This is a genomic window from Chryseobacterium defluvii, from assembly GCF_014204415.1.
Classification (GTDB): Bacteria; Bacteroidota; Bacteroidia; order Flavobacteriales; family Weeksellaceae; genus Chryseobacterium; species Chryseobacterium defluvii_A.
This window is the reverse complement of sequence record NZ_JACHLE010000002.1, coordinates 44879-68779: the sequence shown is the minus strand read 5'-3', so window position 1 is coordinate 68779 and position 23901 is coordinate 44879. Positions and strand designations below refer to the sequence as shown.

Sequence of the window (23901 nt, the reverse complement as noted above, 5' to 3'; positions counted from 1 at the left end):
AAATTAAAATTAAAAAAATATATAATGTCAGACAACAAAGTTATATTGAATTACGATGGTAATTCCTATGAATATCCTATCGTTGACAGTACTATCGGAGACAGAGGGATTGATATTTCAAAATTAAGAGACCAGACAGGTTTAATCACCTTAGATTTAGGGTATAAAAATACAGGGGCTACTCTTAGTGATATTACTTACTTAGACGGAGATAAAGGAGAATTGTTCTACAGAGGGTATCCGATTGAGCAGATCGCTGAAAAATCTAACTTCACTGAAGTAATGTACCTTTTGTTGCATGGTGAATTGCCTACTCAGAATCAATACGAATCTTTCGATAATAATATCAAAAAATATAACTTCGTGGCAGAGGAGATGAAAAAGATCATCGATGCTTTTCCTCGTTCTGCCCACCCTATGGGAGTTTTGTCTTCCCTTACTTCAGCATTAACGGCGTTCAACCCTAAAGCAGTTAATGTGAATTCAAAAGAAGAAATGGATCATGCTGCAGAATTGCTGATTGCTAAATTCGCCCACCTTTGTGCATGGACGTACAGAAAGACTCAGGGATTACCTCTTAATCATGGAGATAACAGCTTAAACTATGTAGAGAACTTCTGTAAAATGACATTCAGATTACCAAATGAAGAATTTGAAGTTAATCCTGTGGTAGTTGAGGCATTAGATAAATTATTGATCCTTCATGCAGACCACGAGCAAAACTGCTCTACCTCTACAGTAAGAATGGTAGGTTCTGCTCATACAGGCCTTTTTGCCTCTGTTTCTGCAGGAATTTCTGCACTTTGGGGACCTCTTCACGGAGGAGCCAATCAGGCTGTGATAGAAATGCTTGAACTAATTGAAAAAGATGGTGGAGATGTAAACAAATGGGTAGCAAAAGCAAAAGATAAAAATGATAATTTCCGTCTGATGGGCTTCGGGCACAGAGTCTACAAAAACTTTGACCCTAGAGCGAAGATCATTAAAAAAGCAGCTGATGATATCCTTAATGCATTGGGTATTCAGGATAAAGCCCTTGATATAGCCATGCAGTTAGAAAAAGTGGCGCTTGAAGACGAATATTTTGTAGAAAGAAAACTATATCCGAATGTGGATTTCTATTCAGGGATCATCTACAGAGCATTAGGAATTCCTACGGAAATGTTTACCGTAATGTTTGCATTAGGAAGACTTCCGGGATGGATTTCCCAGTGGAAAGAAATGAGACTGAAAGGAGACCCTATCGGAAGACCAAGACAGGTATATCAGGGAGCTCAGCAAAGAGACTACATCGATATTGCTAACAGATAATGATGGTCTGTTCCATATAAACTTAAAAGTCCCAAAATTTATTTTTTGGGACTTTTTATTTAGCTGCTGAGAGCCAGTTTCTGATAATAGTACTTAAATCTGATCCTGAATTTTCAATTTCATCCATAGTTTTAAAACTGGCAAAAGCCCTGTCATTCTCTTTCCATGTTAAAAGCCCTGATTGGTCATCGATTAATTTGTTTTCAGGCTGTTCAAGTTTCTTAGCTCCCCTGTGAAATATCAACTGGATCTGCTTAGGCGGGTTGATTTTCATAGTGATCCTGTCTTCACCATGAAAACTATAGTTGGGACCGTTCCATTTAATATTTTCCTCCAGATCATCAGATTGTAGAATAATTGCTCTTAACAGTTCAATTGCGTTTCTGAGCGGATGATTAAGTTCATTTAAAAATTCTGTGACAGCATTATTTTGATTAGGAATTTTCATTTTTAAAACTATTATACATCAAATTTAAAAATTAAACTAAAATAAAAAGCAAAATAAAACCTGCCGTTATAAGCAGGTTCTTTATTTTTTAATTATAGACACTGGCATCGGTCGCAAATCCACAGTATGCAGGCTACTGTTTCCCAACGATACTCACAACAGTGCTTTCTTGTACCCGCATCGCCTAAAATTGATTTCTGTTATTCTCTTGCTAATTTTTGCGCATTTTTTTGCGAAGGATTTTTTTGTTCATGGTTTTGGCGTTGAAATAATGAGAAAATACTTTATATAAGATTGAAATTAAGAATTGAACATGATAAAAATATCATTCTATATATAAAACAATCCAAAAGTTTTCCAGATAGAGACCTTTACTTATATTTGTACAATGCATAAATCTTTATGAAACTAAACATTAAAAACGAAACCGGGAAGCTAAAATCAGTTGTTTTGGGTCAGCCGAACTCTATGGGGGCGGTTCCCACACTCGAGGAAAGTTATGATGCCAAGTCATATTATTCCATCGAACATAATATATATCCCAAAGAAGAGGATATTATCAGTGAAATGAATGCCTTTGAAGCAGTTCTGAAAAAGTACGGTGTGGAAGTTTTGCGTCCAAGCATTATTAAAGACTATAACCAGGTTTTTGCCAGAGATGTGGCTTTCGTGATCGATGATAAGATGATCATTTCAAATGTTATCACAGACAGGGCAGATGAGCAGGAGGCTTACAAAAAAGTTTTTGAAAAAGTAGCTTGGAGAAAGATCATTAATCTTCCGGAAACAGCACATATTGAAGGGGGAGATGTGATCGTATGGGATGACTTTATTTTTATCGGAACCTGTTTCAGTGAAGATTACAGAAGCTATAAAACAGCAAGGACCAATGAATATGCTATTGAGATCCTTAAAGAATATTTTCCTAAAAAAAGAATCATAGATCTGGAACTAAAGAAAAATGACAAGGTTCCATATGAGGGGATCCTGCATTTAGACTGCACGTTCAATCCTATAGGAAAAGACAAATGTATTATTTACAAAGATGGCTTTGTGGATGAAAGTGATTATCGTCTCATCGTTGATATCTTTGGCGATGAAAACTGTTTCCACGTTACCGCGGAAGAAATGTTTGAAATGTACCCTAATATCTTCTCTATTTCACCTGAAGTTGTGGTTTCAGACAAAGCATTTGCCAGAATGAACGATCATTTACGAAACGAATGGGGGATGATTGTGGAGGAAATTCCTTATCGTGAGATCTCAAAAATGGGTGGATTATTGAGATGCTCAACGATGCCACTGGTGAGGGAATAGAGTTTGAGAGACTTCTTTAATCTTTCAATCTTTTAAATTTTTAATCTAAAAAACAATGCAGACAACAGATACCGTTTTAATGATAGAACCGATCGCTTTCGGTTATAATGCACAGACAGCAAAAAACAATTACTTTCAGGTAGAGCAGAAAGACTTTGATGTCCAGGAAAAAGCTTTACAGGAATTCAATAATTTCGTTGAAAAACTAAGAAATAAAGGGATCAATGTCATTACAGTAAAAGACACAGCGGAACCTCATACCCCGGATTCTATTTTCCCGAATAACTGGGTAAGTTTCCATAAAGACGGGAAAGTGGTCTTATACCCGATGTTTGCTCCTAATAGAAGAGTGGAAAGGAGAAATGATATTATTGAAACGATAAAAACCCAAGGCTATAATGTAGAGGAAATCGATGACTGGTCATCTTTAGAAGCTGATGAAAAATTTTTGGAAGGGACTGGAAGTATGATCTTTGACCATGACCATAAAATAGCCTATGGTTCGGTTTCCTTAAGGCTGGACGAAAAGTTGTTCAGGGAATTTTGTGAAAAATATGGTTTTATCCCCATTGTTTTCCATTCCTTTCAGACGGTAGGTTCACAAAGGCTTCCGATCTATCATACCAATGTGATGATGTGTGTTGCCGATCAGTTTGTGGTGATCTGCCTGGACTGTATAGATGATGAGCTGGAAAGGGGCAAAGTAATAGAGACCATTAAAAATTCCGGGAAAGAGATCATTGAGATCTCTGAGGAACAAATGCAGCAGTTTGCAGGGAATATGCTTCAGGTGCAGAATACTGCCGGTGAAAAATTCCTTGTGATGAGTGAGACCGCTTACAGATCCCTGACCCCTAAACAGGTTTCAGATATTGAAAAATATTGTGAAATCATTTATTCAGACCTGAATACCATTGAAGTAAATGGAGGCGGAAGCGCACGTTGTATGCTGGCTGAGGTATTTTTACCAAAAAAATAAGAGAACAATGATTATGAAGACAAAAATTATTTTACTGATCGTATTATTGCCATTCTGTTTTATTAACGCCCAGCAAAAAACATTCTGTAACCCCGTAAATATAGATTACGGTTACACACCTTTCGAGGTTTTCTCAAAGCAGGGGAAGCATCGTGCTACGGCAGATCCGGTAATTGTTAACTTCAAAAATAAACTTTTTCTTTTTTCTACCAATCAGGAAGGGTACTGGTACAGTGATGATATGCTGGACTGGAAATTTGTGAAAAGGAAATTCTTAAGAGACAATAAATATACTCATGACCTGAATGCGCCAGCTGTCTGGGCTATGAAAGATACATTATATGTTTTCGGATCTACCTGGGAACAGGATTTCCCGATCTGGAAAAGTACAAACCCTACACAGGATGACTGGAAAATTGCTGTGGATACCTTGAAAGTAGGAGCATGGGATCCGGCTTTTCATTATGATGAAGATAAAAATAAACTCTATTTATATTGGGGTTCAAGTAATGAGTGGCCGCTTTTGGGAACAGAAGTAAAAGTTAAAACATTGCAGTCAGAAGGTTTTGTAAAGCCAATTATAAGATTAAAACCGGAAGATCACGGCTGGGAAAGATTCGGGGAGTATAATGATAATGTTTTCCTTCAGCCTTTTGTAGAAGGGGCATGGATGACAAAACACAACGGAAAGTATTATATGCAGTACGGGGCTCCTGCAACGGAGTTCAGCGGTTACTCTGACGGAGTGTATGTAAGTAAAAACCCACTGGAGGGCTTCGAATACCAGCAACATAACCCGTTTTCATATAAACCGGGAGGTTTTGCCAGAGGGGCCGGGCACGGGGCAACATTTGAAGACAATTATAAGAACTGGTGGCACGTTTCCACGATCTTTATTTCCACCAAAAATAATTTTGAAAGAAGGATAGGGATCTGGCCGGCAGGTTTTGATAAAGATGATGTGATGTACTGTAATACGGCTTACGGAGACTATCCGACCTATCTTCCGCAGTATGCTCAGGGAAAAGACTTTACAAAAGGCCTTTTCTCAGGTTGGATGCTACTGAACTATAATAAACCGGTACAGGTTTCTTCTACTTTGGGTGGATATCATTCCAATTATGCAGTGGATGAAGACATTAAAACCTATTGGAGTGCCAAAACAGGAGATGCAGGAGAATGGTTCCAGACAGATTTAGGAGAGATTTCCACAGTCAATGCTATTCAAGTGAACTATGCGGATCAGGATGTAGAATTTTTAGGAAAAACATCCGGGAAAATGCATCAGTACAGGATCTATGGTTCCAACGACGGGAAAAAATGGAATGTAATAGTAGATAAAAGCAAAAATACCAAAGACGTTCCTCACGATTATATAGAACTGGAAAAACCAGCAAAAGCAAGATTCCTGAAAATGGAAAATCTGAAAATGCCAACAGGGAAATTTGCTTTAAGCGGCTTCAGAGTGTTTGGAAAAGGAACAGGGAACAAACCGGGAAAGGTTCAGAACTTTGTACCCTTAAGAGCTGATGCCAAAAAATATGGAGAAAGAAGAAGCATCTGGATGAAATGGCAGCAAAACTTCGATGCGGACGGATATGTAATCTATTGGGGAAAATCTCCGGATAAAATGTACGGAAGCATCATGGTCTACGGAAAGAATGAATATTTCTTTACGGGTGCTGACAGAACAGATGCCTACTATTTCCAGATCGAAGCCTTTAATGCCAACGGAATCTCGGAAAGAACAGAAATTTCAAAATCTGAGTAAAGATTAAAGAACGGCATATACTTGTTAATAAGACTTTAGCCTTCGATTCCGCTCAGGCTGACATCGTGGAAAATAAACCGTTTAGATTTTACATTGTCACATTGAGCAGAGTCCAAGCGTGTTTGAAAACCTGATGACCATCAGTATTATGAAATAAATTTTAACAGTTAAAAAGATAAAGCGCTTTGAATTTTCAGAGCGCTTATTTTTTATCCTTCCGTTTCAAAAAAACAGTAATCTTATCCACTATGAAAGCAGATAACTTCTTATCGCTATGCCAGTTAAGATGATCCCCTTCAAATTCAAATGATTGGTAATCTACATTGTTCTTATGCAGGGCGGAGTCCAGAAGCTTCTTTTGCGACAAAGGAATGATCGTATCATAAGTGCCATAAAACGAAAGACTGGGAGGCGAGGACGGAGTGATCCAGTAAACCGGGCTGGCAAATACATTCATAGAAATATTATCAGGGATGATCTTAGGATCAACCAGATGCTCCTCTATAAATGAATAATCACGGTAATGTCTGAAACCTGGATCCGACAGGTTAGAAGGCCCTACAATATTAATGACTGCTTTTACCTTTTTATTTCTTTCCGATTGATAGGCATACAGCATAGATAAATGTCCTCCGGCACTGTTTCCGAGAAGAATGAACTCAGGCTCATATGTTAATTTCTTTTTCAGGAACAGGATGGTTTTATTGATATCATCCGTCTGGTTGGGAAGGGCATACCTTGAATTTGTTGCCAATCTGTAATTGATATTGGCAAAAATATGATTCGGGAACTTCTTCATTAAGGATAGAGTGAGAGGGGTAAGCATCGATTTATCTCCGCCATACCATCCGCCGCCATGAATGATGATAAAAACATCTTTCTTTGTTTCATGGTATTTATCAGGAACGTACAGATCCATTTTTTGTTCCGCATCACTGCCATAACTGATATTCAAATGGCTTTTAAAAGAAATGTCCTTATTGATCTTGATCGTTTTCTCCTTACAGTCCGTTGTAAACCAGATTGTAACAAAAAATGCTGATATGACAAGTAAATCTCTCACCATGATAAAATTAAAAAAACTCACTGATTTCTCAGCGAGTTTTCGTACAAAATATGAATATGAAGAAAAATGATTGCTTTATCTCGTTCTGTTTTTGATGTCGTCTGAAGCACTTTCAATATCTCTTACTTTTTTCACTTTCTGATTTCCAAAATTGTAAGTGATACTTAGAGTCATGCCCCTTCTGTATTGGTCGTTTCTTATATAATTATAGTTTCCGTTGGCTTGGTAATCTTCAATTTCTACAATATTTGTTCTCAGAACATCGTTTACATTCAGGGCAAAGGTCCAGTCGTTCCAGTTCTTCTTGATGCTGAGGTCAAGGCTCATCAGGTCTTTCAATACTCCCAGTTCTATCTGCTGCTTGTCTACATAGAAATAATTAACTCCCAGGAACCATGTTTTCTTTTTATCTAAACGAATAGTATTGTTGGTCTGTATCACAAAACTTGTGGAATTGGTCTTATTGGTATATACCAGAGGATTTCCATCTTTATCAAGGAAAGTGTCACCTGATGTAGGATCCACAGCTAAAGTACCATTGTTGATATTATGCTGTACACCCACATTAAAATTCATGGTTAAATACTGCTTAAAGAATGACTTCTGCATTCCAACCATGGCAGACATTTCCTGCCTGTCTCCAAAATTGGTCCGGATATAACGTAATACATTCTGCTCACTTATAGTTCCGTCAGTAGATTTTGCAAATCCCTGCAGCGGTACCTGGGTGATCATATCCTTTAATAAGGAGTGATTAAGGATCAGGAAGTAAGAATTCTTATACATATAGGTCAGTTCCTGGTTATAAGTGGAAGCGGCCTTTACAAATGGGTTATTTTGAGTATAGTTGACCTCGGTTATATAATTTCTTACAGGATTGATCTCCCAGAAGCTTGGCCTTCTCATCCTGCTTGAGAATGAATAAGAGATATTATTCTTATCGTTAACGGCATAGTTGAAGCTTAAATAAGGCAACAGATTGTTGTAATTCCTTTCAATCCTTCGGTATTCGGGAGCCGCATTATCCGATGTTCCTAAACTGTTTGTAATTTCATACCTTGCACCCACCTTTCCTGAAAATTTATCGGAAAACTTCTTTTCAAGAGTTAAATAAGCTCCATAGATCTTTTCATCATAGACAAAGTGATTAGGTTCAGATTGGGTTTCTATTTTCTCCAGATCTCCGCTCGGGTCATAAAAATAATTATAGGTAAAATTATGGGTATCATTATCAGTTTTCGTTGTATTAAAGTTTCCTCCGGCAGAGAACGTGAATTCATTCTTGAATTTCTGAATATAATCCACAGTTCCCGAAAAATTATTGATCACCTGGGGAATATCCTGAATGATCTTTTTTCCGGTTTGTGAAAAGTCTCCCGCTAGCCCCGGAAGCATCGTATTATTATCAGAATTCTGGAATCTTTTATAATTGAGGTAAGCTGCATTTACATTGAACTTGCTTCCCAGTGAGTCAAGCTTCAATTCATAATTTAAATTGACAGAATTGTTATAGCTTCGGGCATTTTCCTTATTTTTTGTACGTGTGTACTGGGTACCTAATACATTTCCTGAATTATCAAATGTCTGTAAAGTATTGAGCAGGTCGATCGTGGAATTATAGCTTCTGTTGGCCCAGGAATTCCAGGATAAAGCGAGATTGCTCTTATCTGTTAACTGATAATCGATATTCAGGTATCCGCCAAGGTTTTTATTAGGATCATCAATGTCTCCTACCGATTCATTTTTTACAAGATCAGTACCGTTTCTCAAAATAAAAGACTGAGGCTGGATATTTTCACTACCGTTCAGGCTGGCACTTATTCCTAGTTTATCCTTTCTGTAATTTGCTGAAAAACTTGCAGAGCTTGAGTTATACTTATTCTGGCTATTGGACATTCTCATGTTTCCGCTCAGGCCGTCGCTCATTTTCTTTTTCAGGATGATATTGATGATCCCGTCAGAAGACTCTACCTGATATTCACTTCCGGGAACTGAGATCACCTCAATCTTCTGGATATTTTCTGCCGGAGTATTTTTCAGGAATTGTACCAGTGACTCGGCATCCATATTGGTCTTTCTGCCGTTGATAAAGATTAAGGCATTATTTTTTCCTGCAATTTTTAATGTTTTATCATCAATACTTGATAGAATGGGAATTTGTTTTAAGAGATCAAAAGTAGTATTGCCTTTCGTTACCGGAGAAGCAGCTACGTCATATACAAAACGGTCACTTTGCTTTTTGAAAACCGGTTTGGTTAGAACAACGGCTTCTATATTTTTAGTCTTTAAAGTATCTGAATTTTTTTCCTGTGCGAACGATAATCCGCTGAAAAAAAGAGCTGCAATGAGAATTGACGTTTTCATGACTTTTTTAATTTGTTAATAGCTTGTATTTGTTATTATTTAACATTACAAAGATATATAATAATTTAAGTATTATGCAATACAAAGTAGTAAAAATATTTCTATTATAATTTTAACTAATTGATTTTCAGTTGTTAAAAATTGTTTAAGGATTTTAAAATACTTTGGTTTTCTACATAATAGGACAACCGCAACACAGATTTTGTTACAGTAAGGTTTAAAATTCCGGAAAATTTAATATTACTCCCGATCGAATCTTGCTAATTTTTTTTCCACCCAGATAGTGGCAAACGGGAAAAATGCGGAAAGCAGGGCAAAAACAAAATCCTCATCATCCCATGTGTAGATCTTTCTTGCCGGCAGGCAAAGCAAAAGATAAAGCGTGAAGAAAAGTCCGTGGATATTCCCCACGATAATAATGAAAATAGTAGCGAGAAGTCCTTCCTCATCATATCTTTTCCAGATCATAGCCACACCATACAGAAGAAAGCAGGAGATCGCTTCGGCAATACAGATCTGCTTAAACCATTTGATGACCTTTTCCTGTGGATATTTTGCAAAAAATTTCTCGATGAAGTTCATGATATAAAATTATGAGTGATGAATGATAAGCCATGAATTAAATTTCTAACATCTTACTTATAAAAACTACTGCCATCCAGATAATCAAAAACTTCAGGCGGAAGCATCGGACGTACATTTTTTCCTTCCCGGATCATGTTTCGGATCTCCGTTGCGGAAAGTTCAATAACGGGAGCCTGGATCATTGAAATATTTTCATGTTGCAGGTATTCGGAGTCTTTCTTTTCGCCGTCAAAAACTCTGGGATATACAATGATATGATGGTTCTTGATCAGAGTTTCATAATTTTTCCATTTATGAAGGCTCTCCAGATTATCTTCGCCCATGATCAGGCTGAAGGAATACTCAGGATACTTTTCGTGAAGATAAGTTAATGTATCAATTGTATAGCTGGGCTGGGGAAGGGAGAACTCCACATTGGAGGCACGCATCCTGGGATACTGTTTTATGGCAAGCTGCACCATATCCAGCCTGTTATGATCTTTCAGCAGAGATTTTTTATCTTTAAAAGGGTTTTGCGGGCTTACAATAAACCACAACTCATCCATATCTGAATTTTCCAGGATATAATTAGCCAAAATCATATGTCCGATATGGATAGGATTGAATGAACCGAAAAACAAACCTGTTTTTTTCATGAGAGATGGGGACTTGGGGCTTAGAATTTAGGGATGAGGTAAAAATTAATCTCTGAACTTTACATCCTTAATATTCAGATAATGTGTTACATTCCCTTTCCAATGGTTTTCTTCCAAAGTAAAGACGATATCAAAATTTTTGTTTTTAAAATCTTCTGCATATTGGCCAAGCTTAAATCCAACGCATTCAATATTCCTGCCGGTGGCTTCCTGCTTAATATAAAACTTGAGGTGATTATTATCTTTTCCCATAGTTTTTACATATCCGGAGATCTTCTGATCAGTTAAAGCAAGAATAGGCTTCATATTATGCGGGCCGAATGGAGCCAATTTTCTATGGAAATTGATAAATTCTCTGTTGATCTCATCAATAAGAATTTCAGAATCTATCATAATAGAAGGTTCTTTTTGATGTTCCCGGATCTTTTCCGAAACTACCCTTTCAAACTTTTCTTTAAATGCCTCGAATTTATCTTTTTCCATAGAAAGCCCGGCAGCAGCATGATGTCCGCCAAACTTCAGGAAATACTCAGAACATAGATCCAAAGCCTCGTGTACATCAAAATCAGAAATAGATCTTGCGGAAGCTACCATTTCTCCATTATTCCCGTCGGTAAATACCAATGTAGGCTTGTAATAGGTTTCAATAAGCCGGGATGCTACAATTCCGATGACTCCTTTGTTCCATTCCGGGTGATAAACAATGGTAGTATGTTTGGTTTCCTGCTGGGATTCAATGATCTGGTTCAGTGCGGAAAGAGTAGAATTCATATCGAGTTCCCTTCTTTCATCATTCAGGTTCATAATATCATCCACGATCTGGTGGGCATGCTTCAGATTGTCTGAAACCATTAATTCCACAGCAGCCCTTCCATGAGAAATTCTTCCTGCTGCATTGATCTTCGGGGCAATTTCAAAAACGATATTGGAGATCTCAAAATGGGAAAGCTTATCTTCCGGGATTAATAGCCTTAAACCTAAATTTCTGGTTTTTCTAAGCGTTTTTAATCCCATTTTGGCTAAAACCCTGTTCTCTCCGGTCATCGATACGATATCTGCCGCAATAGAGATCGCTAAAAGATCTGTTAACTCAAATAATTCGGATTCCGGGATCTTATAAATCGTATTTAATCCCTGACATAGTTTAAATCCGACCCCGCATCCGGAAAGCTCTTTGAAAGGATACCGGCAGTCATTTCTTTTCGGATCCAGGACTGCAGTCGCGTTGGGAATCTCATCACCGGGTAAGTGATGATCACAGATAATAAAATCTATTCCCAGACCTTCTGCATAGTTCACCATATCGATGGCCTTGATACCACAATCTAAGGCAATGATCAGCGAAAAACCATTTTCCTTGGCAAAATCAATACCTTCTGTAGAAATTCCGTATCCTTCAGAATTTCTGTCCGGGATATAATAATCCAGGTATTTTTTCTCAACGATTTTGCTGAGGTAAAGGTACATTAAGGCAACGGCTGTAGTACCATCCACATCATAATCGCCGTATACCAATATTTTTTCTCCGTTTTCTATGGCTGTGGCAATGCGCTCTACCGCTTTCTGCATATCGGCCATTAAAAAAGGGCTGTGTATATCGTTAAGGTTTGGTTTGAAGAACTCGCGGGCCTTTTGATAATTGTCAATCCCCCTAAGTACGAGAAGCTTAGATTCAAAAGTTCCAAAACCAAGTGACGAACTTAATCCGTCCACAACTTCCTCATCGGGTTCGGTCTTATAAATCCATTTTTGACTCATTTCACAAAAATAGGGAAAAAAAATAGCATTCTGAAATCATTGCAGGGAAGTTTTGATTGGGCAATTGTTAAAAAATAGTTATCTTCGGGCATCAAATACAAAAAAACGACTATGAAAAAAATTATTGTTTGCCTCATATGTATTGGGGCAGCTCATTCGCTTCACGCACAAAAAATTAATCTTGGGAAGGCTGCAGATGTAGTTTCAAAAGGTGCAAAAGCACTCACTTTTACCAACGAAGATGCCATTAAATTATCTAAAGAATCGGTAGATTATATGGATAAGAATAATCCTGTTGCCGGTCCTAAAGATCCTTATACCATAAGGCTGAATAAGCTTTTTGCCAAGCATAAATCCCAAGACGGGCTTAATCTGAACTACAAAGTTTATAAAGTGAAAGACATCAACGCCTTTGCCTGTGCAGATGGTAGTGTACGTGTTTTCTCCGGATTAATGGACATTATGACGGATAACGAGTTATTAGCCGTCATCGGGCATGAAATAGGGCATGTGAAAAACCAAGATACCAAAGATGCTATTAAATCAGCTTATATGAAAGCGGTTGCCCTTGATGCCGCTTCTTCGGCCTCATCTACTGTTGCTACGCTTAATAATAGCCAGGTCGGCAAAATGGCTAATGCTTTTCTGGAAGCATCGCACAGTAAAAAGCAGGAGTCTGAAGCAGATACTTATTCCTATGATTTTATGAAAGCCAATAAATATGATGTTGTGGGGGCTTATACGGCATTTAAAAAATTGGCGTTACTTTCTCAGGGAAGTGCACAATCAGGCTTCCAGAAAATGTTCAATTCCCATCCGGATAGTGAAAAAAGGGCCCAGGCTATTAAGAAAAAAGCGGAGAAAGACGGGTTATGGAAAGACCCGGGAACGGTAACTTTACCGGCAGCAAAGCTTACAAAATAAGCCTATTAATAAAATAATAAATCCTCAAATTACTTTGAGGATTTATATTATATGGTTCAGATGTTGTTTCTTAAGCGTACATCTTTTCTTTCAGTTCTTTTACCTTCTTATCAGCAAGATATTCGTCATAAGTCATTTCTCTGTCAATAATTCCGTTCGGAGTCAGTTCGATGATTCTGTTACAGACTGTCTGAAGCATTTCGTGGTCATGGGAAGCCAATAGAAGATTTCCTTTGAAGTTGGATAGCGAGTTGTTCAGAGTTGTGATACTTTCAAGGTCCAAGTGGTTAGTAGGCTCATCCAATAATAGAATATTTGCTTTCTGAAGCATCATTCTGCTGAACATACATCTCATTTTCTCGCCTCCGGAAAGTACCTTGCATGATTTCAAAGCTTCATCTCCGGAGAAAAGCATTCTTCCCAAGAACCCTCTCACGAATTCTTCATGACGCTCTTCGTCATTTTTAGTGAATTGTCTTAGCCAGTCCACCAGGTTGATATCTTCCTGGAAGAAATTTGTATTATCTAAAGGCATATGAGACTGGTTGGTAGTAACTCCCCAGGCAACTGTCCCTTTATCCGCTTCAACATTTCCTGCCAGAATTTCAAAGAATTCTGTAATGGCTAAAGAGTTTTTAGAAAGGACGGCAACTTTATCTCCTTTTTTAAGATTTAAATCCACATTTGAGAAAAGTAACTCTCCGTCTTTTGTTTTTTCAAGACCTTTTACATCCAGGATCTGATCTCCTGCTTCTCTTTCCATTTCGAAAATAATAGCAGGGTATCTTCTAGAAGATGGCTTAATATCATCAATATTAAGCTTATCAATCATTTTCTTTCTTGCAGTGGCCTGCTTGGCTTTTGCAACGTTTGAGCTGAATCTGGCAATGAAGTCCTGAAGCTCTTTCTTCTTTTCTTCAGCTTTCTTGTTAGCCTGAGCTCTTTGTCTTGTTGCCAACTGGGATGCCTGATACCAGAAAGAGTAGTTACCCGTATAAAGATTAAGCTTGGCATAATCTAAATCCCCGATATGTGTACATACCGTATCTAAGAAGTGACGGTCGTGGGAAACCACAATTACGGTGTTTTCATAATCTGCAAGGAAATCTTCCAGCCATGAAATGGTATCAATGTCAAGGTCATTTGTAGGCTCATCCAGGATCAAAACATCAGGGTTTCCGAAAAGAGCCTGGGCAAGAAGGACTTTTACTTTATCCTTGTTCTCAAGTTCACTCATCATCTGCCAGTGCATATCTTCTGTAATTCCCACATTGGAAAGCATGGTCTGAGCATCAGATTCCGCTGTCCAGCCTCCCATTTCATCATAAACTACACCGAGTTCACCTGCTTTAATGCCGTCTTCATCAGAGAAATCTTCTTTTGCATACAAAGCATCCATTTCCTCTTTTATCTCGAATAATTTTTTGTTTCCTCTCAAAACAGCTTCAAGAACTGTATACTGATCATAAGCAAAGTGATCCTGTTCCAAAACTGACATCCTTTTCCCCGGTTCCAGAGATACATGCCCTGTAGTCGGATCCTGCTTTCCTGTTAATATTTTAAGGAATGTAGACTTTCCTGCTCCATTGGCTCCGATGATTCCGTAGCAGTTTCCTTTGGTAAACATAATATTTACCTCGTCAAAAAGTACTCTTTTCCCGAATTGTAAAGATAAGTTAGATACTGTTAACATATAGTTTTGTAAATTTGGCGCAAAAATACGAAAAGAATTTGGGTATTCCGTAATAATTATAATAGTCAAGTTTTTAAACAAAAGGTATTTTTTATAAATTCCATTAACGAAATTTTAAAATGATGAAGATTGAAAAAACGGTAAGTATATTAAATAAAAGAGCGCGGTTTGAATATGAGCTTCTTGAAGAAATTGAGGCAGGAATGGTTTTAACGGGAACTGAAATAAAATCTTTGCGTTCTTCCAAAGCATCCATTACGGAATCTTTCTGCCAGTTTATTGAAGGGGAATTATACATTATTAATATGATGATTGATGAGTATAAATTGGGAACCTTTTATAATCATAAAACAAAAAGGGAACGGAAATTGTTGTTGCACAAAAAAGAATTGCAAAAACTGGAAAAAAAATTAAAGGACGTAGGGAATACCATAATACCTTTAAAACTATACATCAATGATAAAGGCAAGGCAAAGATTCTAATAGCACTTGGAAGAGGTAAAAAACTTTTTGATAAAAGGGAAGCGATAAAAGATAGAGAAAATAAACGAAACCTGGACAGAATATTAAAGAAAAGTTAAAAATCATTTGAAAAACTTTGTGTATAAAGAAAAATTATATTTATTTTGCATTATCAATTATTTAATCATTTAATTCTATGAAAAATCTAAAATTAGGAATTTCAGCATTGGCGCTTACTGTTGCCTCTACTGTTTTCGCACAGACTACCAACAATCCGTGGTTGATCGGGGTTGGTGCTCACGCGGAAAACCATAAAGCGGTACGTTCTGAGTTCAGTAATACGTTTTCTGCTAACAATTTAACGAAGACCATGTTCAATATGAACAACTTCTCTATTACACCTCCATTATCTAAACTTACAGTTGCTAGAAATATTAGTAAAGGTTTGGTAATTGACTGGCAGACTTCCGTAGGGAATGTTGAAAATGAAAGATTCAACATGGGGAAAGAATTTTTCCTAATGACGGGTCTTGGTTTACAAGCTAAAGCTGCAGGTCTTTTATGGAATGAAGAATCTTGGTTCGATCCATATTTAAGAGTGGGTGCTAACTATTTAAGACACGATTATTCTGGTCTTACATTCCCTAGACAATCTGTTAACGGTGAGTGGGTACAGAATGGAGATGGTGGTAACGAGAATGGTAAAGCTAACCACTTTACACTTGCTACAGGTGCTGGTGCTAACTTCTGGGTGACTAAAAACTTCGGTTTAGGTGTTCAGGGAGATTATGTATCAACTCCGGGTGATAAATCTACAGTTGCTAACTTCTGGCAAGCTTCTGCATCTCTATTATTCAGATTTGGTAACAGAGACAGAGATAAGGATGGTATCTTGGATAAAGATGATCTTTGTCCTGATACACCAGGTTTACCTGAATTCCAGGGATGTCCTGATACAGACGGTGACGGAGTTCCGGATAAAGACGATCAATGTCCAGACGTAGCTGGTCCTGTTGAAAACGGTGGTTGTCCTTGGCCAGATACAGATGGTGACGGTATAATCGACAAAGATGATGCTTGTCCTACAGTAGCAGGACCTGCTGAAAACAATGGTTGTCCTTGGCCAGATACAGATGGTGACGGTATCTTAGATAAAGATGATGCTTGTCCTACAGTTCCAGGTGTAGCTGAGTTCAACGGATGTCCTCCTCCAAAAAAACCAAGAGTAGAAGATATTGAAACAGAATTCAAAAATGTATACTTTGATTTCAATAAGGCTACTATCAGACCAGAATCTAAAACTGCTCTAGATAATGCTGCAAAAATCATCAAAGATGATGAAGGAGAAGGATTCCGTTATTTATTAGAAGGTCAGACTGATAAGAAAGGTTCTGATGCTTACAACTTGAAACTTTCAAGAGAAAGAGCCGCTGCGGTAGTTTCTGCTCTTGATGCAAGAGGTATTAATCCAGAGGTTCTTAAGTCTGTCGGAGTAGGTGAAGCAAAAGCTCTTCAGCCGGAAACTGCTACAGATGCTGAAAGACAATCAGATAGAAAAGTAATTGTGAGAGCAATTTCTGATATGAATGAGTGGAACTCAATCAAGAAAAAAGATTACGAGGACGCTCCAGTGAAAAAAGCTGTTAAAAAAGCTCCAGCTAAGAAAAAAGTAGTTAAAAAGAAAAAATAATTAAATTTTTCTAAATAATAAATACCTCCAATCATTTGGAGGTATTTTTTTTTCGTTGACTTTTAAGTAATTTTGCTGAAAATTAAAAAAATAGAAATGGGAAGAGCATTTGAATATAGAAAAGCTTCTAAAATGGCTCGTTGGGATAAAATGGCCAAAACGTTCTCTAAAATAGGTAAAGACATTGCATTAGCTGTAAAAGCAGGGGGGAGTGATCCTGAATCCAACCCTGCGTTGAGAAGATGTATCCAGAATGCGAAAGGGGCCAATATGCCAAAAGATAATGTAGAAAGGGCAATCAAAAAAGCAAGTGGTGCGGATGCTGAAAACTATGAAGAAATTACCTATGAAGGATACGGCCAGGGAGGTGTGGCATTCTTCGTGGAATGTACTACCAATAACACCACAAGAACTGTAGCCAACGTAAGAGCGGTTTTTAATAAATTTGATGGTAATCTTGGTAAAAACGGGGAACTGGCATTTATCTTCGACCGAAAAGGAATTTTCAATATAGACCTTTCTCAGATTAAAATGGACTGGGATGATTTCGAAATGGAAATGATTGATGGCGGGGCGGAAGAAATTGATAAGGATGAAGAAGAAGTAATGATCACAACTGCCTTTGAAGATTTCGGTTCTTTATCCCATAAACTGGATGAATTGGGAATCGAAGTTAAAAGTGCGGAACTTCAGAGAATACCGAACAATACAAAAGAAGTTTCGGAAGACCAGTTCAAGGCCAATATGAAAATGCTTGAGCGCTTCGAAGATGATGATGATGTACAGAATGTATATCACAATATGGAAATTACAGAAGAGTTGATGAACTCTTTATAAAAAATAACATAACATTCACATACAGTTAACTTTCAATTAGTTTCTTTGCATAAAACTATGAAAAGAAACGTTGAGTTAGTCGTTATTTCGGATGTTCATTTGGGAACTTATGGATGTAAGGCTAAAGAATTGCTGAAATATCTCAATTCCATTCAACCTAAAACATTAGTTTTGAATGGTGATATTATTGATGTCTGGCAATTCAAAAAGTCTTACTTTCCTAAACCCCATCTGAGGGTTATTAAAAAGATCCTCTCATTCGCTACTAAAAATACAGAAGTTTATTATATTACAGGGAATCATGATGAGATGTTCCGGAAGTTTACCGATTTCGAATTAGGGAAGCTTAAAGTCTGCAATAAGATCTGTTTGGACATTGATCAGAAGAAAACCTGGATCTTTCATGGAGATGTTTTCGATGCTTCCGTACAGCACTCCAAATGGATCGCAAAATTGGGAGGAAAAGGCTACGATTTGCTCATTATTATCAATAATATTGTAAATTGGTTTCTTGAAAAAATGGGTAAAGAAAAATACTCATTTTCAAAAAAGATCAAAAATAACGTAAAAAAAGCGGTGAAGTATATCGGAGATTTTGAAATGACAGCCTCTGAACTGGCAATAGATAATCATTACGATTATGTGATCTGCGGACATATCCATCAGCCCCAGATCCGGGACGTAGTCAATAAGAAAGGCTCATGTACCTACCTTAATTCAGGAGACTGGATTGAAAACCTGTCTGCTTTGGAATATCATGATCATCAATGGAAAATTTTCTACTATGATGATCACAAACATCTGCTTAAGGATGATGAAGCTGAAGAGATTCAGAATATGAATCATTCCGAGCTTATGAAAATAGTAACCAATTTCTCCGGATGAAGATTCTTTATGCATTTCAGGGAACAGGGAACGGTCATATGGCAAGAGCCCAGGAAATTATTCCCATTCTGAAAAAGTATGCCTCGGTTGATACCCTGATCAGTGGTCATCAATCCCAGTTAAAGGCTGATTTTGACATCGATTTCCAATTTAAGGGTATTTCCCTGCTTTACAATAAAACAGGCGGTTTATCCTATTGGAAAACGCTTACTCAGAATAATTTTTTTGAAGCTGTAAAAACGATCAGAACGTTGGAGCTATCACATTATGATTTAATTATTAATGATTTTGAACCTTTGACGGGCTGGGCATGTAAACTGAAGCATCTGCCGATGATCGAGCTGAGCCATCAGGCCTCATTAAGCTTTAAAGAAACCCCAAAACCTGAAAAGAAGGATTTTTTCGGGGAGCTTATCTTAAAATATTATGTACCCGGAGAAAGAAAAATAGGCTTTCATTTTGAAAATTACCATCCACGGATCAAAAAGCCTGTGATCAGGAAAAAGATCAGGAATCTGAATCCTGATAAAAAAGGGTATTATCTTGTTTACCTGCCGAGCTTTTCAGATGATAACATCATTAAAGTGCTGAAACAGATTCCTGTGGAGTGGAAAGTATTTTCCAAATACAGTAAAACTCAGTTCAAGGAAAAAAATGTTGAGGTTTTTCCGATCGATGAAGCGCAATACCTGAAATATTTTGAGAGCTGTGACGGAATTCTATGCAATGCCGGCTTTGAGACTCCTGCAGAAGCCCTGTTTATGGATAAGAAATTATTTGTGATCCCAATCCATAATCAATATGAGCAGGAATGTAACGCTTATGCCCTGAACAAAATGGGAATCCGAAATTCCAAAACCCTGAAACTTTCGGAAATAATGGAATGGGTAGCCTGTGATAAGCACCTCAAGGTAGACTATCCGGATGATATTGAGGAAATATTGTTGAAAGAAGTTTTAGGAATGTAATAATTCTATTAATATTTATTTTTGGTGAATTTTTTTCTGTAAAATAATGCTTTTAGTATAGAAATGTATAAATTTATATACACCTAAAACTTTATTAACACCAAAAAACCATTAAAATGAAAAAATCAGAAATGAAGGGCTTTAAGACCTTATCCAAAAATGAATTGAAAAACCTGTATGCCGGGGGTCAGAATCGGCCATGCGTTATTTCTTGCTGTGATCCGAAATTACCACCATGCGGCTTCGTTAATTGTAATGGAATACAGTGTCCCGGCGGGCCGGTTAAGATTAAATAAGAATTTAATAGAGAAGATTGTTTTTTAACGATCTTCTTTAATTGATAAGAGAAAGGTCAGTTCTTTAAAAAAATGTCATCTACGTCACTCATCCGCATCATCACAGCCCTTGCATAGGAACAATGAGGATAAACCTTCCATTGATTGTCTCTTGCAAACCTTATTGCTTCTTCTACCAGGAATTTTCCCATTCCTCTTCCTTCAAATTCGGGATGAACGAGCACAAAAGAAATGATCAGCTTGTCCTCTTCCGGGAAAATAGTATAGGTAAGCCTGCCTACTTCTTTTATTTCATTGTTTAATGTAAGGACTCCTCCGTTTCCGGATTTATTGTTTTCAAATTTCATAACCAAAGCATTATTCATAAAGATACGAAAAAATGGAGTAAGATAAAAATCCTGAGAAAGGAAGTTCCGGGCGCCTCTCTAGTTATCTTTTCCTGTATAATAGTTATAATCTTTAATAATGATATTGATGAATTGTCTTTCTGTCATTTTAACAGGATCTATTTCCAGTTTTAAAATACCTTTGATCTTATCAGAGAGCCTGCTGATGATTTCCCTGTCGTCAATTCGAAGGGCCTTCATATAATTATCTTTAATGATCCTCATATCATTGTCACTTAAAGCAATAACCTGAGGGAACGACGGAAGATAATCCTCCTGAATATGCTCAAGAATGGTATGGGAAATATTGATGCTGTTCTTTAGCGAGATCACGGCTGTACCTGAAGCGATATCCCCCAAACGCTGGTTATTTTTGGAAACAATCATAGAAACCAGGCCAATTACGCCCGCAAAAGAAGTATCGATCAGCCTGAAAACCCACCGGATCAGGTAATCTCCGAAACTGGCCTGATATCCGTCGATCTTCACTACACGGATCTTCATTACCTTTTTTCCGGGAGTCTGCCCTTCCATTAGGCTCTCCAGGACCAGAGGATAGATATAGACAGGAAACGAGAGGACAATATAGATTGCAATTTGAGACCATTGGTCAAGATCGTTCAGGATGTAACCCAGATCAAAAATATTGAAGAATAAATAGAAAATGATAATAACATAAGCCGCCTTGGTCAGCAGGTCGATAATGAAAGCGAGCATCCTTTCTCCAACACTGGCAATGCTGAAATTAATATTTACATTTTGTGAAGTATTAATCGCAATTTGAGACATAATTTTTATTATTTTAGCCTTAAGATTATGAGAGAGGTTTATTTCATAAAACAAAATAAAGAAAAATGGCTGGGAATTGAACAGGTTATTCAAGGGAAAATTAAAAAAAATCCTGATGACCTGTCTTCACTGTATATCAATCTCATCAATGACCTTTCTTTTGCACAGACCTATTACCCTAAGAGCAATACAACGGTTTACCTGAACCACCTGTCTTCCCAGATCTTTCAGAAGATCTATAAAACGAAAAGAGTGGAAGAAAACAGGATTCTTTACTTCTTCAGGACAGAAGTTCCATTGCTGGTGTATCAGTATCGGAAGTATCTGCTTTATGCTTTTTTGTTTTTTATTGTGTTTACCTTAATGGGGGTTATTTCCGGTATCTATGATAAAGACTTTGTCAAGATTATTCTGGGTGAAAATTATGTGAATGAAACCATAGAAAACATTAAAAAAGGAAATGCAGTGGGAGTGTATCAGGAAGGCTCAACCTGGGGAAGTACCATAGGGATTATATTCAATAATATCGGAGTAGGCGCAAAATTGTATATCTATGGTATTTTTGGGGGAGTCGGGACACTATATGCGTTACTGATGAATTGTGTAATGTTAGGTTCCTTTCAGTATTTCTTTTATGATTACGGGGCATTGGAAGACAGTGCAAGAGGGATTTGGCTTCATGGAGTATTTGAAATCTTCTCGATGGTGGTGGAAGCCATGTGCGGGCTGATCCTCGGAGCATCTATTCTGTTCCCGGGAACATTCTCCCGATTCAACTCTTTTAAAAACGGTTTTAAAGATTCCTTTAAAATATTTTTAAGCACTATTCCATTTACCATTTGTGCCGGAATTATCGAAGGATACGTTACAAGGCATGCCCTAAAGATGCCTGTGATCCTGAATCTGATCATTATTTTCGGATCATTGGCTGTCATCGGATTTTACTATTTTATTTACCCTTCCATTGTTCACAAAAAAATAAACAACCACATTCATGATGCAGTTTTATAAAAAAAGAGATTTCGGGACTTTCATCAGTGACAGTTTCGCCTTTTTCAAACTATACGGAAAAAATTATTTCAAGAATTATATTTTAATTAACGGGCTTTTGCTGATCCTGATGGTAGTAGTCTGCATTTTCGGGTACAGAGAGCTTTTTTCACAGATTTTCGGATCTAATCTGGGCGGACAAAGCTATTATTTTGAAAGGTACTTTGAAGACAATGCCGGAATGCTGATCGTTGTCGGGATCCTCACATTTCTGCTTTTTTTAGTCCTTATGATCGTCAATTATCTGTATCCCGTGTTTTACCTTAAAAGGCTGGCACAGGGAGATGAAAAGATAAGAACGGATGATATCCTGAGTGATTTTAAAAACAACACCAAAAGAATAGTTATCCTTTGTCTAGGGCTTATTTTTATTGTAACACCACCTGCTTTTATTGTTTTAGGAATTTCTTATGCAATGGTTCTTATTTTCATTGGGATACCAATAATGCTGTTTATATTTCCTGTGATCATGAATATCGTAAACTTTCTGATGTACGATTTTTTTAATAGCAAAAGAGGATTCTTTGAAAGCTTAAGCTATTCTATTCGTGCCCAGTTTTCTTATACCAGCGGAAGAGAAAAATCTCCTTTTTGGAAATATTGGGGAGCCTCAATTGTCTTATTAATTATAATGTATGTGATTAGCACCGTTTTCACAATGATCCCCATGATTATTTTTTTTGGAACAATGATGACTACGGAACCTGATGGGAATTTTGAGCAAAACCCGTTCTCAGGTGCAATGGGAATTATGTTTTTTGTCGTTTATGGATTTTCAATATTAGTTTCATTGTTTCTCTCAAATTTAATGTACGTTAATTCAGGCTTGATATATTATGATAACAGAACAGACCTTCACCAGAAAGTAGAACTTGCAGAAATCGAAACCATTGGTGTCAATGAGTAGGATACTTCTTTTCCTGTTGATATTTTTCTCCTTCGGATCTGCTTATGCTCAGGATGAGGTGGAAGAATATATAGCAGATTCATTGAATACGGGACATTACAGAAACATGTACCGGGCAGATTCTGTCCTGATGAAAAATCCTGTTTCCGAGAATACGGTACATCCGAAAAAATTCAAAGAAAACCTTCAATCGAGATATAAAGGCAATGAGTTTGATTATTCCACCTCAAAGCCAAGAGAGTCTTTCTGGCAAAAGCTGATGCGGAAGATAGACAAAATATTGCGGAGTATCTTCGGGGAAACTGTTTTCTCGAAATCGGCTAATGTCACAGAAGTTTTGATCCGCCTGTTTGCCATTATCCTTGTCGGATTCCTGCTGTATTTTATAGTAAAATACCTTCTGGGGAAAGATGGCAGCTTTATCTTCGGGAAAAAGAACAAAAAAGTAAATATCAATGAAGAGGAATTGCACGAAAATATCCATGAGATCAATTTTCCGGAAAGCATTGTGGCATACGAAAGAGCGGGTGACTACCGTTCGGCGATCCGATACCAGTTTTTATATGTCCTGAAAAAGCTGAGCGATAAAAAACTGATCAGCTGGAATCCTGAAAAAACAAATAAAGATTACGTATCAGAATTGAAAGCTTCCCATCTGAAAGATAATTTCTTTAACCTGTCTTATATCTTCGACTATGTATGGTATGGAGAGTTCAATATTGATGAGCAGGCTTATCAGAAATTTAAAAACCAGTATCAGTCCTTTAAACCATAACCTCA

22 protein-coding genes are annotated in these 23901 nt (G+C 37.3%); 13 read left to right on the top strand and 9 right to left on the bottom strand.

Translation table 11 applies throughout. The annotated features are described in order from the left end of the window. Positions 1–24 precede the first annotated feature (24 nt). Complete coding sequence (locus tag HNP38_RS08690) at positions 25–1311, top strand: citrate synthase (protein WP_184187880.1); 1287 nt, start codon at positions 25–27, stop codon at positions 1309–1311. 55 nt (positions 1312–1366) lie between these two features. Here the strand turns inward: HNP38_RS08690 and HNP38_RS08685 are convergent, their stop codons facing one another. Further along, positions 1367–1759, bottom strand: coding sequence for a DUF1801 domain-containing protein (locus tag HNP38_RS08685; protein WP_184187865.1), 393 nt, complete (start codon positions 1757–1759; stop codon positions 1367–1369). A 402-nt stretch (positions 1760–2161) separates the two neighbouring features. Between HNP38_RS08685 and HNP38_RS08680 the strand changes: the two genes are divergently transcribed. Genes HNP38_RS08680 through HNP38_RS08670 form a run of 3 tightly spaced genes read left to right on the top strand, consistent with a single transcriptional unit; the run spans position 2162 to position 5826 of the window. Next, a complete protein-coding gene (locus HNP38_RS08680; RefSeq protein ID WP_184187862.1) occupies positions 2162–3076 on the top strand; it encodes a dimethylarginine dimethylaminohydrolase family protein in 915 nt (304 codons plus the stop codon). Positions 3077–3131: 55 nt separating this feature from the next. Continuing rightward, entirely contained in the window at positions 3132–4055 is a 924-nt protein-coding gene (gene ctlX, locus HNP38_RS08675) for a citrulline utilization hydrolase CtlX (RefSeq protein ID WP_184187859.1), read from the top strand. Between the two features lie 13 nt (positions 4056–4068). Next, a complete protein-coding gene (locus HNP38_RS08670) occupies positions 4069–5826 on the top strand; it encodes a discoidin domain-containing protein (protein WP_184187856.1) in 1758 nt (585 codons plus the stop codon). A 202-nt stretch (positions 5827–6028) separates the two neighbouring features. Here HNP38_RS08670 and HNP38_RS08665 read toward each other — a convergent pair whose 3' ends face one another. The 5 genes from HNP38_RS08665 to recJ form a co-directional block, all read right to left on the bottom strand. Beyond that, positions 6029–6892: an alpha/beta hydrolase gene (locus HNP38_RS08665; RefSeq protein WP_184187853.1), complete on the bottom strand. Its 864-nt coding sequence runs from the start codon at positions 6890–6892 to the stop codon at positions 6029–6031. A gap of 75 nt (positions 6893–6967) precedes the next feature. Beyond that, entirely contained in the window at positions 6968–9256 is a 2289-nt protein-coding gene (locus HNP38_RS08660) for a TonB-dependent receptor domain-containing protein (RefSeq protein ID WP_184187850.1), read from the bottom strand. Between the two features lie 240 nt (positions 9257–9496). Continuing rightward, positions 9497–9838 carry a DUF3817 domain-containing protein gene (locus HNP38_RS08655; RefSeq protein WP_184187847.1) on the bottom strand — a complete coding sequence of 114 codons (342 nt, stop codon included), beginning with the start codon at positions 9836–9838 and terminating at the stop codon, positions 9497–9499. 53 nt (positions 9839–9891) lie between these two features. After that, positions 9892–10476: a nicotinate (nicotinamide) nucleotide adenylyltransferase gene (gene nadD / locus HNP38_RS08650; RefSeq protein WP_184187843.1), complete on the bottom strand. Its 585-nt coding sequence runs from the start codon at positions 10474–10476 to the stop codon at positions 9892–9894. A 45-nt stretch (positions 10477–10521) separates the two neighbouring features. Next, positions 10522–12234: a single-stranded-DNA-specific exonuclease RecJ gene (gene recJ, locus HNP38_RS08645; protein ID WP_184187840.1), complete on the bottom strand. Its 1713-nt coding sequence runs from the start codon at positions 12232–12234 to the stop codon at positions 10522–10524. A gap of 111 nt (positions 12235–12345) precedes the next feature. Here recJ and HNP38_RS08640 point away from each other — a divergent pair, with 111 nt between their 5' ends. Further along, the gene (locus tag HNP38_RS08640; protein ID WP_184187837.1) at positions 12346–13158 is read left to right on the top strand and encodes a M48 family metalloprotease; all 813 of its coding nucleotides are present in this window, start codon (positions 12346–12348) and stop codon (positions 13156–13158) included. A 70-nt stretch (positions 13159–13228) separates the two neighbouring features. On the opposite strand, the gene HNP38_RS08635 is transcribed toward HNP38_RS08640, so the two are convergent. Further along, entirely contained in the window at positions 13229–14851 is a 1623-nt protein-coding gene (locus HNP38_RS08635; protein WP_184187834.1) for an ABC-F family ATP-binding cassette domain-containing protein, read from the bottom strand. A gap of 122 nt (positions 14852–14973) precedes the next feature. On the opposite strand from HNP38_RS08635, the gene smpB reads away from it, so the two are divergent. The 5 genes from smpB (at position 14974) to HNP38_RS08610 (ending at position 19693) form a co-directional block, all read left to right on the top strand. Continuing rightward, positions 14974–15432 carry an SsrA-binding protein SmpB gene (gene smpB / locus HNP38_RS08630; protein ID WP_184189524.1) on the top strand — a complete coding sequence of 153 codons (459 nt, stop codon included), beginning with the start codon at positions 14974–14976 and terminating at the stop codon, positions 15430–15432. 77 nt (positions 15433–15509) lie between these two features. Continuing rightward, positions 15510–17003, top strand: coding sequence for an OmpA family protein (locus tag HNP38_RS08625; protein ID WP_184187820.1), 1494 nt, complete (start codon positions 15510–15512; stop codon positions 17001–17003). A gap of 96 nt (positions 17004–17099) precedes the next feature. Then, complete coding sequence (locus tag HNP38_RS08620) at positions 17100–17840, top strand: YebC/PmpR family DNA-binding transcriptional regulator (RefSeq protein WP_184187817.1); 741 nt, start codon at positions 17100–17102, stop codon at positions 17838–17840. A gap of 57 nt (positions 17841–17897) precedes the next feature. Continuing rightward, on the top strand, positions 17898–18725 hold the full coding sequence (locus HNP38_RS08615; RefSeq protein WP_184187814.1) for a UDP-2,3-diacylglucosamine diphosphatase: 828 nt from the start codon (positions 17898–17900) through the stop codon (positions 18723–18725). Then, complete coding sequence (locus HNP38_RS08610; RefSeq protein ID WP_184187811.1) at positions 18722–19693, top strand: glycosyltransferase family protein; 972 nt, start codon at positions 18722–18724, stop codon at positions 19691–19693. The genes HNP38_RS08615 and HNP38_RS08610 overlap by 4 nt, the downstream gene beginning before the upstream one ends. 352 nt (positions 19694–20045) lie before the next feature. Here HNP38_RS08610 and HNP38_RS08605 read toward each other — a convergent pair whose 3' ends face one another. Then, positions 20046–20336, bottom strand: a complete 291-nt coding sequence (locus tag HNP38_RS08605; protein WP_184187808.1) for a GNAT family N-acetyltransferase — start codon at positions 20334–20336, stop codon at positions 20046–20048. A 78-nt stretch (positions 20337–20414) separates the two neighbouring features. Next, on the bottom strand, positions 20415–21164 hold the full coding sequence (locus HNP38_RS08600) for an RDD family protein (RefSeq protein ID WP_184187805.1): 750 nt from the start codon (positions 21162–21164) through the stop codon (positions 20415–20417). A 27-nt stretch (positions 21165–21191) separates the two neighbouring features. Here HNP38_RS08600 and HNP38_RS08595 point away from each other — a divergent pair, with 27 nt between their 5' ends. From HNP38_RS08595 to HNP38_RS08585, 3 genes are read left to right on the top strand one after another with little or no spacing between them, the layout of a single operon-like run. Then, the gene (locus HNP38_RS08595; protein WP_184187802.1) at positions 21192–22175 is read left to right on the top strand and encodes a stage II sporulation protein M; all 984 of its coding nucleotides are present in this window, start codon (positions 21192–21194) and stop codon (positions 22173–22175) included. Next, positions 22159–23121: a DUF4013 domain-containing protein gene (locus tag HNP38_RS08590; protein ID WP_184187799.1), complete on the top strand. Its 963-nt coding sequence runs from the start codon at positions 22159–22161 to the stop codon at positions 23119–23121. The genes HNP38_RS08595 and HNP38_RS08590 overlap by 17 nt, the downstream gene beginning before the upstream one ends. Beyond that, complete coding sequence (locus HNP38_RS08585; RefSeq protein ID WP_184187796.1) at positions 23114–23896, top strand: DUF4129 domain-containing protein; 783 nt, start codon at positions 23114–23116, stop codon at positions 23894–23896. Before HNP38_RS08590 ends, HNP38_RS08585 begins: the two co-directional genes overlap by 8 nt. The last annotated feature ends 5 nt before the right edge of the window (positions 23897–23901 follow it).

Coding starts and splice junctions, on each gene's coding strand:
- HNP38_RS08690 (WP_184187880.1), top strand. CDS start 25: ATGTCAGACAACAAAGTTATATTGAATTACGATGGTAATTCCTATGAA.
- HNP38_RS08685 (WP_184187865.1), bottom strand. CDS start 1,759: ATGAAAATTCCTAATCAAAATAATGCTGTCACAGAATTTTTAAATGAA.
- HNP38_RS08680 (WP_184187862.1), top strand. CDS start 2,162: ATGAAACTAAACATTAAAAACGAAACCGGGAAGCTAAAATCAGTTGTT.
- ctlX (WP_184187859.1), top strand. CDS start 3,132: ATGCAGACAACAGATACCGTTTTAATGATAGAACCGATCGCTTTCGGT.
- HNP38_RS08670 (WP_184187856.1), top strand. CDS start 4,069: ATGAAGACAAAAATTATTTTACTGATCGTATTATTGCCATTCTGTTTT.
- HNP38_RS08665 (WP_184187853.1), bottom strand. CDS start 6,892: ATGGTGAGAGATTTACTTGTCATATCAGCATTTTTTGTTACAATCTGG.
- HNP38_RS08660 (WP_184187850.1), bottom strand. CDS start 9,256: ATGAAAACGTCAATTCTCATTGCAGCTCTTTTTTTCAGCGGATTATCG.
- HNP38_RS08655 (WP_184187847.1), bottom strand. CDS start 9,838: ATGAACTTCATCGAGAAATTTTTTGCAAAATATCCACAGGAAAAGGTC.
- nadD (WP_184187843.1), bottom strand. CDS start 10,476: ATGAAAAAAACAGGTTTGTTTTTCGGTTCATTCAATCCTATCCATATC.
- recJ (WP_184187840.1), bottom strand. CDS start 12,234: ATGAGTCAAAAATGGATTTATAAGACCGAACCCGATGAGGAAGTTGTG.
- HNP38_RS08640 (WP_184187837.1), top strand. CDS start 12,346: ATGAAAAAAATTATTGTTTGCCTCATATGTATTGGGGCAGCTCATTCG.
- HNP38_RS08635 (WP_184187834.1), bottom strand. CDS start 14,851: ATGTTAACAGTATCTAACTTATCTTTACAATTCGGGAAAAGAGTACTT.
- smpB (WP_184189524.1), top strand. CDS start 14,974: ATGAAGATTGAAAAAACGGTAAGTATATTAAATAAAAGAGCGCGGTTT.
- HNP38_RS08625 (WP_184187820.1), top strand. CDS start 15,510: ATGAAAAATCTAAAATTAGGAATTTCAGCATTGGCGCTTACTGTTGCC.
- HNP38_RS08620 (WP_184187817.1), top strand. CDS start 17,100: ATGGGAAGAGCATTTGAATATAGAAAAGCTTCTAAAATGGCTCGTTGG.
- HNP38_RS08615 (WP_184187814.1), top strand. CDS start 17,898: ATGAAAAGAAACGTTGAGTTAGTCGTTATTTCGGATGTTCATTTGGGA.
- HNP38_RS08610 (WP_184187811.1), top strand. CDS start 18,722: ATGAAGATTCTTTATGCATTTCAGGGAACAGGGAACGGTCATATGGCA.
- HNP38_RS08605 (WP_184187808.1), bottom strand. CDS start 20,336: ATGAAATTTGAAAACAATAAATCCGGAAACGGAGGAGTCCTTACATTA.
- HNP38_RS08600 (WP_184187805.1), bottom strand. CDS start 21,164: ATGTCTCAAATTGCGATTAATACTTCACAAAATGTAAATATTAATTTC.
- HNP38_RS08595 (WP_184187802.1), top strand. CDS start 21,192: ATGAGAGAGGTTTATTTCATAAAACAAAATAAAGAAAAATGGCTGGGA.
- HNP38_RS08590 (WP_184187799.1), top strand. CDS start 22,159: ATGATGCAGTTTTATAAAAAAAGAGATTTCGGGACTTTCATCAGTGAC.
- HNP38_RS08585 (WP_184187796.1), top strand. CDS start 23,114: ATGAGTAGGATACTTCTTTTCCTGTTGATATTTTTCTCCTTCGGATCT.